The organism is Pseudomonas sp. NPDC087626 (assembly GCF_044743405.1).
Lineage (GTDB): Bacteria > Pseudomonadota > Gammaproteobacteria > Pseudomonadales > Pseudomonadaceae > Aquipseudomonas.
Genome location: NZ_JBIUWJ010000027.1, coordinates 48,501 through 61,492, shown reverse-complemented (window position 1 = coordinate 61,492; position 12,992 = coordinate 48,501). Strand labels below are relative to the sequence as shown.

The 12,992-nt window shown below is 61.4% G+C and carries 12 protein-coding genes and 1 other RNA gene (1 of these 13 only partly in view); 9 read left to right on the top strand and 4 right to left on the bottom strand.

The genetic code is table 11. The features are described from left to right. Positions 1-31: 31 nt before the first annotated feature. Positions 32-556, top strand: a complete 525-nt coding sequence (locus ACIOVD_RS20710) for an outer membrane protein assembly factor BamE (RefSeq protein WP_095169479.1) — start codon at positions 32-34, stop codon at positions 554-556. A gap of 127 nt (positions 557-683) precedes the next feature. Here ACIOVD_RS20710 and ACIOVD_RS20705 read toward each other — a convergent pair whose 3' ends face one another. The 3 genes from ACIOVD_RS20705 to ACIOVD_RS20695 are packed head-to-tail and all read right to left on the bottom strand — an operon-like array spanning position 684 to position 2,830. After that, positions 684-992, bottom strand: coding sequence for an RnfH family protein (locus ACIOVD_RS20705; RefSeq protein ID WP_095169480.1), 309 nt, complete (start codon positions 990-992; stop codon positions 684-686). Continuing rightward, positions 985-1,419, bottom strand: coding sequence for a type II toxin-antitoxin system RatA family toxin (locus ACIOVD_RS20700; RefSeq protein WP_095169481.1), 435 nt, complete (start codon positions 1,417-1,419; stop codon positions 985-987). Before ACIOVD_RS20700 ends, ACIOVD_RS20705 begins: the two co-directional genes overlap by 8 nt. A 7-nt stretch (positions 1,420-1,426) precedes the next feature. Beyond that, positions 1,427-2,830 (bottom strand): sodium-dependent transporter, encoded by a 1,404-nt coding sequence (locus ACIOVD_RS20695; RefSeq protein ID WP_095169482.1) that lies wholly within the window; start codon positions 2,828-2,830, stop codon positions 1,427-1,429. Between the two features lie 117 nt (positions 2,831-2,947). Between ACIOVD_RS20695 and smpB the strand changes: the two genes are divergently transcribed. Then, positions 2,948-3,430 carry an SsrA-binding protein SmpB gene (smpB, locus tag ACIOVD_RS20690; RefSeq protein WP_095169483.1) on the top strand — a complete coding sequence of 161 codons (483 nt, stop codon included), beginning with the start codon at positions 2,948-2,950 and terminating at the stop codon, positions 3,428-3,430. Between the two features lie 51 nt (positions 3,431-3,481). On the opposite strand, the gene ACIOVD_RS20685 is transcribed toward smpB, so the two are convergent. Continuing rightward, complete coding sequence (locus ACIOVD_RS20685; protein WP_095169484.1) at positions 3,482-4,249, bottom strand: FCD domain-containing protein; 768 nt, start codon at positions 4,247-4,249, stop codon at positions 3,482-3,484. A gap of 260 nt (positions 4,250-4,509) precedes the next feature. On the opposite strand from ACIOVD_RS20685, the gene ACIOVD_RS20680 reads away from it, so the two are divergent. From ACIOVD_RS20680 to ssrA, 7 genes are all read left to right on the top strand, one after another. Continuing rightward, positions 4,510-6,204: a lactate permease LctP family transporter gene (locus ACIOVD_RS20680; RefSeq protein WP_401129969.1), complete on the top strand. Its 1,695-nt coding sequence runs from the start codon at positions 4,510-4,512 to the stop codon at positions 6,202-6,204. A gap of 142 nt (positions 6,205-6,346) precedes the next feature. Further along, positions 6,347-7,171 (top strand): (Fe-S)-binding protein, encoded by an 825-nt coding sequence (locus tag ACIOVD_RS20675; RefSeq protein WP_320333624.1) that lies wholly within the window; start codon positions 6,347-6,349, stop codon positions 7,169-7,171. Beyond that, positions 7,168-8,622 (top strand): LutB/LldF family L-lactate oxidation iron-sulfur protein, encoded by a 1,455-nt coding sequence (locus tag ACIOVD_RS20670; RefSeq protein ID WP_401129966.1) that lies wholly within the window; start codon positions 7,168-7,170, stop codon positions 8,620-8,622. Before ACIOVD_RS20675 ends, ACIOVD_RS20670 begins: the two co-directional genes overlap by 4 nt. After that, positions 8,622-9,293 (top strand): lactate utilization protein C, encoded by a 672-nt coding sequence (locus tag ACIOVD_RS20665; protein WP_159993692.1) that lies wholly within the window; start codon positions 8,622-8,624, stop codon positions 9,291-9,293. Before ACIOVD_RS20670 ends, ACIOVD_RS20665 begins: the two co-directional genes overlap by 1 nt. Beyond that, on the top strand, positions 9,290-12,100 hold the full coding sequence (locus tag ACIOVD_RS20660; RefSeq protein ID WP_401129964.1) for an FAD-binding and (Fe-S)-binding domain-containing protein: 2,811 nt from the start codon (positions 9,290-9,292) through the stop codon (positions 12,098-12,100). The genes ACIOVD_RS20665 and ACIOVD_RS20660 overlap by 4 nt, the downstream gene beginning before the upstream one ends. Before the next feature lie 276 nt (positions 12,101-12,376). Then, a complete protein-coding gene (locus tag ACIOVD_RS20655; protein WP_095169490.1) occupies positions 12,377-12,652 on the top strand; it encodes a hypothetical protein in 276 nt (91 codons plus the stop codon). A 98-nt stretch (positions 12,653-12,750) separates the two neighbouring features. Continuing rightward, positions 12,751-12,992: a transfer-messenger RNA gene (gene ssrA, locus ACIOVD_RS20650) on the top strand (it continues 163 nt past the right edge of the window).

The window sequence follows — 12,992 nt, the reverse complement described above, 5'->3', positions numbered from 1 at the left end:
TCCCAGCCAAGATAGTGGAAGTCGCCCACCGATGCAAAACACCAAGCTCTTGCTAACCAGTTTCACCTTCGTGGGACTGCTCGCACTCGCCGGTTGTTCATTCCCCGGGGTTTACAAAATCGACATCCAGCAGGGCAATGTCGTCACGCAGGACATGATAGACCAGTTACGCCCGGGAATGACCCGTCGGCAAGTACGGTTTATCATGGGCAACCCTCTGCTGACCGACACGTTCCATGCCAATCGCTGGGATTACCTGTACAGCCTGCAGCCTGGCGGCGGTGAACGCCAACAGGAACGCATCAGCGTTATCTTCAATCCAGACGACCAACTCGTCAGCTTGTCGGGCGACTTCATGCCTGGCGTAAGCCGTGATGAAGCCCTGATGGGCAAGGACAGCGGCACCAGCGTGTCCGCCCCAGTGGAAAACGTCGAACAGCCAAAACCAGAAAAGCCGGTCAAGCCAGGCTCGCTACTGGACCAGATCCAGAAAGACGTCGACGGCGTAGAAACCGTACCCGTACCAACACCAGAGCCGTTGGACACCACGCAGTAACATTATGCGACACAAGAAAAAGCCCGGCATGCCGGGCTTTTTTATTGCGTGTCAAAAGTGCCTCGCCGTAAGGGCGAAGCCCTAGGTGGCCGTTACCGCAACAACGAATATACCCCCCAAAAAAACCTCAATCCCCCCTAGCCCGCGCCGCCTTAGCCGCCCGCAACCGACGAACCTCCTTGGGATCAGCCAACAACGGCCGATAAATCTCAATCCGATCCCCCGCCCGAACCAGGCAGTGCTCAGGATCAACCACCACCTTGCCAAAAATACCCACAGCACAACTCGCCAGATCCAGCTCCGCAAACTCCCCGGCTATCCCCGACAACTGCAGTGCCGAACGCACGCTACACCCCGCAGGTACCTGAACCGCCAGCAACACCTGACGATCAACGGCGGCATACACCACCTCGACGTCCATCATCGACTCAACCATGCAGTTGCTTGGCCCGCTGACAGAACGCATCCACCAGGGTATTGGCAGCCTGATTGAACAGCGGCCCCAGTGTCGCCCGCACAATCGGCCCGGCGTAGTCGAACGTCAGGTCCAGGCTGATCTTGCAGGCCTTCTCGCCCAAGGGCTTGAACACCCAGAGACCATGCAGCTGGGTGAAAGGCCCTTCCTCAAGGTTCATCTCGATCGAATGCCCAGGCACCAGCGTGTTACGCGTAACAAAATGCTGGCTGAGCCCACCCTTGGCCACCCCGACGCTGGCACGCATATGCTCGGCGGAGCTTTCCATCACCTTGGCCTCGGAACACCAGGGCAGGAACTCCGGATAACGCGCCACGTCATTGACCAGGTCATAAAGCGCTTGCGCCGGATACGGCAACAGGGCCGAACGTTGAATATGGGTCGTCATGTCAGCGTCACTTCCACAGCTGGGCGGCAAACACTACAAGAATGCCGATGGGCGCCACATAGCGCATCAAAAACAAGGTCAGGGCAAACAGCGCCGGATTGCGGATCGACAATTCGTCGCGCACCGCTCCCCGATTCATGACCCAACCCGCAAACACCACAAAACACAATCCACCGAGCGGCAACATGATCCGCGAGGTGAAGAAATCGATCACGCCAAAGAAGTCCAGGCCGCTGTGCGCACCCCATTGGTAGAGGTGGAACCCGGCGCCGTCGTTCACAAAAAACTTGGCCTGCTTCCAGATATTGAAGGAAAACACCGTCCCCAGGCCAACAAACCAGCAACTGAAGGCCAGCCAGAACGTCACCCAGCCCCGGCGGATTTTCGTCCGTTCAACCAGGTACGCGACCATCGGTTCAAGCAGCGAGATCGCCGAACTCCAGGCGGCAATGGCCACCAGGACAAAAAACACCACCCCCATCACCTGGCCGAACGCCACATTACCAAAGGCAAAAGGCAGGCTGACAAACATCAGCCCAGGCCCCTCACTCGGGTTCAAGCCGCCGGCAAACACAATCGGAAACAACGCCAGGCCGGCCAGCAGCGAAACAAAGGTGTCCAGCAGGGCAACCCCGACCACGGTGCCGGAGATCGACGAATCCTTGGGCATATACGCACCGTAGATCATGATCGAGCCCACGCCCACGCTCAGGGAAAAGAACGCATGCCCCATGGCGGGCAACAGGCCGCCAAGGACTTTCGCCGAATCGAAGTCGAACATGAAATGCACGCCCTCCATGAAATGCCCGGTGGTCATGCTGTAGCCCAGCAACACCAGGAGCATCACGAACAACAGCGGCATCATGATCCGCAGGCTGCGCTCCAGCCCCGCCACCACCCCCTTGGCAATGACCGCCGCCGACAGCAGCATGAACAGGCTATGCCAGAGTGTCAGGCGCCACGGGTTGGCGATCACCCCCTCAAAGTAGGCGCCGACCTGATCGGCCGCCACACCCTGGAAATCCCCCCGGCCCATGCTGATGATGTAATCCAGGGACCAGCCACCGACCACGCTATAAAAAGACAGGATCAGCAACGCCGTGATCATCCCGGCAAATGCCCCCCAGGACCATTTCGCCGAATGCCCCGCCTCCAACGCCAGTACCTTCAAGGCGTTCGCCGGACTTTGCCGGGCTCGGCGGCCAATCAGGGTTTCCGCCAGCATCACCGGCAGGCCGATCAACGCGATACACGCCAGGAACACCAGGACAAACGCACCGCCGCCATAGACGCCGACCATGTAGGGGAATTTCCAGATGCTTCCCAGGCCCACGGCCGAGCCGGTTGCAGCGAGTATGAATACCCAACGGCTCGCCCAACTACCGTGGACTGAAACCTTGTCTGACGACATCGACACTACGCCCAACCACTAAAAAAGAGGGCGCATTGTCCGGGATTCACTCAATGCGCTCAAGCACGCAGGATCCCCGTAGCCGACTCGCGCGCAACTGCCTATAATGCCGCCCCTATGGCTAAACAGAAGAAACACCCAACAGGGACCATCGCGCAGAATAAAAAGGCGCGACACGATTACTTCATCGAACATCGGTTCGAGGCTGGTCTGGTCCTGGCCGGCTGGGAAGTAAAAAGTCTGCGGGCGAGCAAGCTGCAACTGGTCGACAGTTATGTGCTGCTCAAGGATGGCGAGGCCTGGCTGCTCGGCAGCCACATCACGCCCCTGATGACCGCCAGCACCCACGTCATTGCCGACCCGGTGCGCACTCGCAAATTGCTGCTCAACCGGCGCGAGCTGGAAAAGCTGGCAGCTGCCGTGCAGCAAAAAGGCTATGCGTGCGTATGCCTGTCCTGGTACTGGAGCAAGCACATGGTCAAGTGCGAGATCGCTCTGGGCAAGGGCAAGAAGGAATACGACAAGCGCGATACCGAGCGCGAACGTGATGCCGGCCGCGAGCTGCAGCGCGCGGTGCGCAACAAGGGCAAGGAAGACTAACTTCTTGCCTTGAATTGATCGTGCCCACGCCCTGCGTGGGAACGATCATGATCACATCCCCTTGCGCCGCTCCGCCCGGGCTTCGCGCTGCACTTGCTGCCGCACCTCTTCCAGCACCTCCTGCACATACAGGATATGGCGACTGGAAACCTCTCTTGCCTGTTCGGCGCGCCCTTCGATAATCGCCAGGTACAACTCCCGGTGCTGAGTGATCAGCATGTCGCGGGTTTCCGTGCGTTGCTGGTACATACCGCCGATGTTGGTCACCACGTTGCGCTTGAGCAGATCGAACAGCCCACGAATGGTGTGCAGCAACACCGCGTTGTGGCTGGCCTCGGCAATCGCCAGGTGAAACCTGGCGTCCGCAGCCCCCTCCTCCGCCCGGCTCACCTCATCGTGACGGGTGTAGCAGTCCTGCAACTCATCGAACGCCGCCGTCAATCGCTGACGGTCGACCTCAGTCGCCCGCAACGCCGCGTAGTAGGCGCATGAAGCTTCCAGGGTGTGACGAAATTCCAGCAAGTCACGCTGGGCTTCGGGGTTGCTCTCCAGCAGGTGCAGCAGGGGATCGCTGAAGGTCGAGCCCAGGGATTCGACCACATAATTGCCGCCACCCTGACGACTGACCAGCAAGCCCTTGGCTGTCAATTTCTGGATCGCCTCGCGCAGCGAAGGCCGCGACACCCCAAACTGTTCAGCCAGAGCGCGCTCTGCCGGCAGCCGCTCCCCGGACTTCAGCGTGCCCTCGAGAATCATCCCTTCGAGCTGCTCGACAATATCGTCAGACAAACGGCGCTGACGAACCTGATCAAACCCCATAACTCATTCTCCACCATCCCGACGGCTCGCCGGGCTCTCTATTCTGGCCTATTGACGCCGCGCCAGCACCTACCAGAGCACATTTGATCGAGCGGATCAGATGGCCCCTGCACCGCTCATTCGACAAAAGTTTTAGGGCGGCAAATTGACACACCACCCACAAGGCTTTTAACCTAGCCCACAGCGATTGTAAATTGGTCTTACCAATTATCCAAGTACGCGTTCAGTGCCTGACCAACAACAATTAGGGGCCACCCCATATGCAAACCTGGCAACAGCTCTACAGCCCGCTCGGCAGTCTCGGCTTGTCCGCGCTCGCGGCCGTTATCCCCATCGTATTTTTCTTCCTGGCCCTGGCCGTGTTCCGCCTCAAAGGACACGTCGCCGGCAGCATCACTCTGGCGTTGTCGATCCTGGTGGCGATCTTTGCCTTCCAGATGCCGGTCGACATGGCCTTCGCCGCCGCCGGTTATGGCTTTGCCTACGGACTGTGGCCGATTGCCTGGATCATCGTGGCAGCCGTGTTCCTCTACAAACTGACGGTCAAGAGTGGCCAGTTCGAAGTGATCCGCAGCTCCGTGCTGTCGATTACCGATGACCAGCGCCTGCAAGTGCTGCTGATCGGCTTCTGCTTCGGCGCTTTCCTCGAAGGCGCGGCAGGCTTCGGTGCACCGGTGGCCATTACCGCTGCCCTGCTGGTGGGCCTTGGCTTCAACCCGCTGTACGCCGCCGGCCTGTGCCTGATTGCCAACACCGCGCCAGTGGCGTTTGGCGCGCTGGGCATCCCGATCATCGTCGCCGGCCAGGTAACGGGCATCGACGCCTTCAAGATCGGCGCCATGACCGGCCGCCAGCTGCCGCTGCTGTCGCTGTTCGTGCCGTTCTGGCTGGTGTTCATGATGGACGGCATGCGCGGCGTGCGGGAAACCTGGCCAGCCGCCCTGGTGGCCGGCCTGAGCTTCGCCATCACCCAGTACTTCACCTCCAACTTCATCGGCCCGGAACTGCCGGACATCACCTCGGCCCTGGCCAGCCTGATTTCCCTGACCCTGTTCCTCAAGATCTGGCAGCCTAAACGTACCGCTGGCGCGCAGATCGCCGGTGTCACTTCGGACGCCGTAGTCACCGCCAGCGTCGGTGGTTTCGGGCAGAAACGCAGCAGCGTGGCTTCGCCCTACAGCCTGGGTGAAATCATCAAGGCGTGGTCGCCGTTCCTGATCCTCACCGTGCTGGTGACCATCTGGACCCTCAAGCCCTTCAAGGCGATGTTTGCCGCTGGCGGCTCGATGTACAGCTGGGTGTTCAACTTCGCCATCCCGCACCTGGACCAGATGGTGGTCAAGGTCGCCCCGATCGTCACCAACCCGACGGCCATTCCTGCGGTGTTCAAGCTGGACCCGATTTCGGCGACCGGCACAGCGATTTTCTTCTCCGCACTGATCTCGATGTGGGTGCTGAAGATCAATTTCAAAACTGGTCTGACCACTTTGAAAGAGACCTTCTACGAACTGCGCTGGCCGATTCTTTCGATCGGCATGGTGCTGGCGTTTGCCTTCGTCACCAACTACTCGGGCATGTCGTCGACCATGGCCCTGGTCCTGGCAGGCACCGGCGCGGCGTTCCCGTTCTTCTCGCCGTTCCTCGGCTGGCTGGGCGTGTTCCTGACCGGCTCGGACACCTCCTCCAATGCCCTGTTCAGTTCGCTGCAAGCGACCACCGCGCACCAGATCGGCGTCAGCGACACCTTGCTCGTGGCCGCCAACACCAGCGGCGGCGTAACCGGCAAAATGATCTCGCCACAATCGATCGCCGTGGCCTGCGCCGCGACCGGCCTGGTGGGCAAGGAATCGGATCTGTTCCGCTTCACCCTCAAGCACAGCCTATTCTTTGCAACCATTGTCGGCCTGATCACACTGGCCCAGGCCTATTGGTTCACTGGCATGCTGGTGCACTGAGTCACAACGAAAGAACCGACGCCGTGGCCCGCCTGCGGCGCCTGCAACTCACAACCCGGTCTGCAAGGTTGCTGAAAGCTTGTCGCTTTACAGTCAGCAACCGCAGCGGACGGATAACCGGGACCACCCGGAGACACGCCTGATGAGCGAGCTTTTCTACAACGCGGTGCCGAACGCGACCCGTGTTGCCCCGCCACTGCCAGAACCGCGCCAGTACCCCAGCGTAAAACCGCCGCGGGTCTACCTGTTCGGCACGTGCGTGGTCGACCTGTTCTATCCCGAAGCCGGGATGGACGCGATTCACCTGCTGGAGCGCGAAGGCATTCGCGTGGAGTACCCGCAAGGCCAAAGCTGCTGCGGACAACCGGCCTACACCTCGGGTTACACCGAGCAGGCACGGACCGTGGCGCGCTCGCAACTGGCGTTGTTTGCCGGGGATTATCCGGTGGTGGTGCCGTCGGGTTCCTGCGCCGGCATGCTGCGCGAACATTACGCCGACTTGTTCAAGGACGAGCCGGACACACTGCAGCAAGTCCAGGCGCTCGCCGCCCGCACGTATGAATTGGCCGAGTTCCTGCTGTTTGTCTGCAAGGTGCAGCTCAAGGACAGCGGCGCACCGGTCAAAGTGGCCCTGCACACGTCGTGCTCGGCACGCCGCGAGATGAACACCCACCTGCACGGTCGCGAGTTGTTGGCGCAACTGAGCAACGTGGAGCGGGTCAACCACGATCACGAAAGCGAATGTTGTGGCTTTGGCGGGACGTTCAGCGTCCGTATGCCAGACATTTCCGGCGCGATGGTGGCGGACAAGACCCGGTCGTTGAAGGAATCCGGCGCCCACCAGGTACTCAGTGCCGACTGCGGTTGCTTGATGAACATCAACGGCTCGCTGGAGAAACAGCAGGCAGCGCTACGTGGCCAACACTTGGCCAGCTTCCTCTGGCAGCGAACCGGAGGTGCACGATGAGCACTTCCACGATTATTCCGACGGTCAGCGTCGACGAAGATTTTCGCGCCCGGGCTCACAAGGCTTTGGACGACCAGCAACTGCGAAACAACTTTCGCACTGCGATGGATTCACTGATGACAAAACGGGCAGCGTCCTTCAGCGATGCCCACGAAAGAGAACATTTGCGCGCGCTGGGCAATGCTGTCCGCGCCCGCGCGTTATCCAAGCTGCCCGACCTGCTCGAGCAGCTTGAACAGAACCTGACCCGCAACGGTGTGACAGTGCACTGGGCGGAAACGGTGGACGAGGCCAATGGCATCGTCCTCAAGATCATCCGCGCTCACGAGGCGCGGCAAGTGATCAAGGGCAAATCGATGGTCAGCGAAGAGATGGAGATGAACCATGTCCTCGCTGAACAGGGCATTGAATGCCTGGAATCGGACATGGGCGAGTTCATCGTCCAGCTCGACCACGAGAAGCCTTCACACATTATTATGCCGGCGATCCACAAGAATGCCGGTCAGGTCGCGTCCTTGTTCCACGACAAACTTGGCGTGGAGTACACCAAGGACGTTGACCAACTCATTCAGATCGGGCGCAAAGTCTTGCGCCAGAAATTCTTCGAAGCCGACATCGGCGTCTCCGGCGTCAATTTCGCCGTGGCTGAAACCGGCACCCTGCTACTGGTGGAAAACGAAGGCAACGGCCGCATGTCGACCACCGTGCCGCCGGTGCATATCGCCGTCACCGGGATCGAGAAAGTCGTCGAGAGCCTGCGCGACGTGGTCCCGCTGCTGTCGCTGCTGACCCGCTCGGCCCTCGGCCAGCCGATCACCACCTACGTCAACATGATCTCCGGCCCGCGCCAGGCCCACGAGCTCGACGGCCCGCAGCAAGTGCACCTGGTGCTGCTGGACAACGGCCGCAGCCAGGCCTTCGCCGACAGCGAACTGCGCCAGACACTCAACTGCATCCGCTGCGGTGCATGCATGAACCACTGCCCGGTCTACACCCGCATCGGCGGCCACGCCTATGGCGAGGTCTACCCTGGGCCGATCGGCAAGATCATCACCCCGCACATGGTCGGCCTGGCGAAAGTCCCGGACCACCCGAGCGCGTCCTCCCTGTGCGGCGCCTGCGGTGAAGTGTGCCCGGTGAAAATCCCGATCCCGGCCCTGCTGCGCCGCCTGCGCGAAGAGAACGTCAAGGCACCCGACACCCCGCACCAAGTCATGCGCGGCCAGGGCAGCAAGTACTCGCGCAAAGAGCGTTTCATCTGGAACGCCTGGGCCAGGCTCAACAGCTCGTCGACCCTGTATCGGCTGTTCGGCTTCTTCGCCACCCGTCTGCGCGCCCTCACGCCGAACAACCTTGGCCCCTGGACGCAAAACCACAGCGCGCCAAAACCGGCCGCCCGCTCACTGCACGACATGGCCCGCGAGCATCTGGGCCAACAGGGGGATCGCTGATGAGTGCCAAACAGAACATTCTCGCCAAGCTGCGCCACAGCCTGACGGGCACCACACCCGTGCCCGACAACTTCGATGAAGCGCTGGTGACCGAGCCCTACACCTACACCGCCGAACAACGCATCCCACAACTGCGCAAGCTGATGGAAGCGGTGCACACCGAAATCCACCTGACCTCGGCTGACGGCTGGCCGGCATTGCTCGCGCAGCTGTTGGCCGAGCGCCAGTTACCCAGCCTGTTGATCGCCCCGACCACCGCCCACGGGCAACGCGTCACCCAGCACTGGGCGCAACATCCCGGGCTGCCGACGCTGAAAGCCTACGACCGGCCGGTAGAACAGTGGAAATCCGAGTTGTTCAACGACACCCCGGCCAGCCTGACCGCCACCCTCGGTGCCATCGCTGCCACCGGTAGCCTGATCCTCTGGCCGACCCGCGAAGAACCGCGCTTGATGAGCCTGGTGCCGCCGGTGCATTTCGCCCTGCTCAAGGCCAGCGAAATCCGCGACAACTTCTATCAGGTACAACGCGAGTTCAACTGGGCCCAAGGCATGCCGACCAACGCGCTGCTGGTGTCCGGCCCATCGAAGACCGCCGATATCGAGCAAGTCCTGGCGTACGGCGCCCACGGTCCGAAAGACCTGGTGGTACTGATCCTGGAGGACCAATGACCCTACCGACGGCTTTCCTGCGCGACGTGCAGCAACTGATCCCCCGCGAGCGGCGTTTCGACGACCCGCTCTCGACCCTGGCCTTTGGCACCGACGCCAGCTTCTACCGGCTGATCCCGCAACTGGTGATCCGCGTCGAGTCCGAAGACGAAGTGGTCAGCCTGCTGCAATTGGCCCAGCGCGACCGCGTCCCGGTGACCTTCCGCGCGGCCGGCACCAGCCTGTCCGGCCAGGCCATCAGCGACTCGGTACTGATCGTGCTGGGGGATAATTGGAACGGCCGCGAGATTCGCGGCCAGGGCACCCAGATCCGCCTGCAGCCGGGCGTCATCGGCGCTCAGGCCAACGCCTGGCTGGCTCCTTTCGGGCGCAAGATCGGCCCGGACCCGGCCTCGATCAACGCCTGCAAGATCGGCGGCATCGTCGCCAACAACGCCAGCGGCATGTGCTGCGGCACCGCCCAGAACACCTACCACACCCTGGCCGGGATTCGCCTGGTGCTGGCCGACGGCAGTCGCCTGGACAGCGAGGACCCCGCCAGCGTCGCGGCCTTTCGCGTCAGTCACGCCGACCTGCTGGAGCGCCTGGCGACCCTGGGTCGCGAGACCCGGGCCAATGCCAGCCTGGCGGCGAAAATTCGCCATAAATACCGTCTGAAAAACACCACCGGCCTGTCACTCAATGCCCTGGTGGACTACGACGAGCCTGTGGATATCTTGAGCCACCTGCTGGTGGGCTCCGAAGGCACCCTGGGCTTCATCAGCGCGGTGACCTACGACACGGTGATCGACCATCCGCACAAAGCCTCGGCGCTGATCGTCTTCCCCGACGTGGAAACCTGCTGCACCGCCGTCACCGTGCTGAAAAGCCAGCCGGTCTCGGCGGTGGAACTGCTGGACCGCCGCAGCCTGCGCTCGGTGCAGGACAAACCCGGGATGCCGGCGTTCGTCCAACAACTGTCGAGCCAGGCTTGCGCCTTGCTGATCGAGTCCCGCGCCGCCACGTCGGCGCTGCTGGAGGAACAGCTGGCGCAGATCATGGCCTCGCTGGCGCCCTTCCCGGTGGAAAAGCAGGTCGACTTCACCCAGGACCCCGCGGAAAACGCCAAGCTCTGGGCGATCCGCAAAGACACCTTCCCCGCCGTCGGCGCGGTGCGCAAAACCGGGACCACGGTGATCATCGAAGACGTCACCTTCCCGGTGGAGCAACTGGCAATCGGCGTCAACCGCCTGATCGAGCTGTTCGACAAACACCACTACGATGAAGCGATCCTGTTCGGCCACGCCCTGGAGGGCAACCTGCACTTCGTCTTCACCCAGGGCTTCAACAGCCCGCAAGAAGTCGCCCGCTACCAGGCGTTCATGGACGACGTGGCGCAACTGGTGGCCGTGGAGTTCGGCGGTTCGCTCAAGGCCGAACACGGCACCGGGCGCAACATGGCGCCCTTCGTCGAACTGGAATGGGGCAGCGATGCCTACCAGTTGATGTGGCAGCTCAAACGCCTGCTCGACCCCAACGCCATCCTCAACCCAGACGTGGTCCTCAGCGAAGACCCGCAGATCCACCTCAAGCACCTCAAGCCCTTGCCGGCTGCCGACGAGATCGTCGACAAATGCATCGAGTGCGGCTTCTGCGAGCCGGTCTGCCCGTCCAAAGGACTGACCCTGAGCCCGCGCCAGCGCATCGTCATTTGGCGCGACATCCAGGCGAAAAAACGCGCCGGCATCGACACCCGCGAACTGGAAGAAGCCTACCAATACCAGGGCCTCGACACCTGCGCGGCAACCGGCCTGTGCGCGCAACGCTGCCCGGTGGGCATCAACACCGGCGAACTGGTAAAAAAACTGCGCAGCCGCAGCGCCACCCATGTGAAAACCGCTAGTTGGCTGGAAGGACATTTCGCCACGGCCCTGCAAGGCGCACGCTTCACCCTGCACGTGGCCAACGGCGCGCGGATGCTGCTGGGCGCGCCACGCCTGAGCAAACTCTCGGCCCGCCTCAGCCAACTGTCGAAAGGGCAGATTCCGCAGTGGAGCAACGCCATGCCCCAGCCGGAACGGGCGATCCGTTTCAGCCCGACGGTCAGCGATGCACGTCCGCGAGTGGTCTACCTGGCGGCCTGCGTCTCACGCGCCATGGGCCCGGCAGCGGGCGACAAGGAGCAGACCTCGCTGTACGACAAAACCCGCGGCCTGCTGGAAAAAGCCGGCTACCAAGTGGTGTTTCCGGACAACCTCGACAACCTCTGCTGCGGCCAGCCGTTCGCCTCCAAAGGCTATGCCGAACAAGCCGAACACAAACGCCAGGAACTGCTCGGCGCCCTCCTCCACGCCAGTCGCGGCGGGCTCGATCCAATCTACTGCGACACCAGCCCCTGCACCCTGCGCCTGATGCAGGACCTGGGCGACACGCGCCTGGACCTCTACGACCCGGTGCGCTTCATCCGCAGCCACCTGCTGGAGCGCCTCGACTTCACCCCGCAAGACGCCCCGATTGCCGTGCACGTGACCTGCAGCACCCAGCACCTGGGCGAAAGCCAGGCGCTGATCGACCTGGTCCGGCGCTGCAGCAACAACGTGGTGATCCCCGAAGGCATCCACTGCTGCGGGTTTGCCGGCGACAAAGGCTTCACCACCCCCGAGCTGAACGCCCACTCACTGCGCACCCTCAAGGACGCCGTGCAGCATTGCAGCGAAGGCATCTCCACCAGCCGCACCTGTGAAATCGGCCTCAGCCAGCACGGCGGGATCGACTACCACGGCCTGGTCTACCTGGTAGACCGAGTGACCCAGGCCCGCCCGGCGTAGGGCGTACCTGGGGTGGGTGTATGTAGGAGCGAGCTTGCTCGCGATGAACTCAACAAAAAACCGGTGCTGACTGATTCAACCCGCCGACCCCGAGTTCATCGCGAGCAAGCCGCCAGCGGGCGCCCACCCCTACCGTCTCGGCAAAAACGCAAAAAAAAACCGAATTCCTGCGTGCGTCTATAGTCATCTAGCTAAGCCCTGCAAAAGAGCTTAACCCCCTCGGCCAGCAGCCCCATCGACCGGCAGCACCGAGCCCTCATGCACAAGGAGATACCCATGAAGCACTCTGCAATTGCTGGATTGTTCATCACCGCTGCACTGTTGGCCTCGCCGGTGTTTGCAGCGGATGAAGACCTGTGCGATGGCAATATCCAGAAACTCCAGGATGCCATCGCCACCGCGCCCGCCACCTCGGAAAACGCCATGGACAACGCCAAGGCGGCGCTGAAGAAAGCACAGGAAGCCAAGGCTGCCGGTAACACCAAAGATTGCATCGACATCACCACCGGGACCCTGACCAAAATCCAGACCCGTACCCCCGACAAGGGCTGATGCGCGCTCAAGGCCAACCTTCGGGTTGGCCTTATCGAACGCGTTGGCGTACACTGCACAGGCTTGCTGCTCAAATTGATCCACAGAGCAGTGGGCTCGGGGCCGTTTAGGATTCGACGCCGGTTGCGAAACTTTAGGTGCATGCCGAGTTGGTAACAGAACTCGTAAATCCACTGTTGCAACTACTTATAGTTGCCAATGACGAAAACTACGGCCAGGAATTCGCTCTCGCTGATTATTCATCTTTATAACTTATCTTCTGGTAGCTTATGTTCGTTATATCTTCTTGTTTTGTATGTTTTTAATTAGTGTTTTTGATATAGTTGTTAATCGTATTTTT

Coding starts and splice junctions, on each gene's coding strand:
- ACIOVD_RS20710 (WP_095169479.1), top strand. CDS start 32: ATGCAAAACACCAAGCTCTTGCTAACCAGTTTCACCTTCGTGGGACTG.
- ACIOVD_RS20705 (WP_095169480.1), bottom strand. CDS start 992: ATGGTTGAGTCGATGATGGACGTCGAGGTGGTGTATGCCGCCGTTGAT.
- ACIOVD_RS20700 (WP_095169481.1), bottom strand. CDS start 1,419: ATGACGACCCATATTCAACGTTCGGCCCTGTTGCCGTATCCGGCGCAA.
- ACIOVD_RS20695 (WP_095169482.1), bottom strand. CDS start 2,830: ATGTCGTCAGACAAGGTTTCAGTCCACGGTAGTTGGGCGAGCCGTTGG.
- smpB (WP_095169483.1), top strand. CDS start 2,948: ATGGCTAAACAGAAGAAACACCCAACAGGGACCATCGCGCAGAATAAA.
- ACIOVD_RS20685 (WP_095169484.1), bottom strand. CDS start 4,249: ATGGGGTTTGATCAGGTTCGTCAGCGCCGTTTGTCTGACGATATTGTC.
- ACIOVD_RS20680 (WP_401129969.1), top strand. CDS start 4,510: ATGCAAACCTGGCAACAGCTCTACAGCCCGCTCGGCAGTCTCGGCTTG.
- ACIOVD_RS20675 (WP_320333624.1), top strand. CDS start 6,347: ATGAGCGAGCTTTTCTACAACGCGGTGCCGAACGCGACCCGTGTTGCC.
- ACIOVD_RS20670 (WP_401129966.1), top strand. CDS start 7,168: ATGAGCACTTCCACGATTATTCCGACGGTCAGCGTCGACGAAGATTTT.
- ACIOVD_RS20665 (WP_159993692.1), top strand. CDS start 8,622: ATGAGTGCCAAACAGAACATTCTCGCCAAGCTGCGCCACAGCCTGACG.
- ACIOVD_RS20660 (WP_401129964.1), top strand. CDS start 9,290: ATGACCCTACCGACGGCTTTCCTGCGCGACGTGCAGCAACTGATCCCC.
- ACIOVD_RS20655 (WP_095169490.1), top strand. CDS start 12,377: ATGAAGCACTCTGCAATTGCTGGATTGTTCATCACCGCTGCACTGTTG.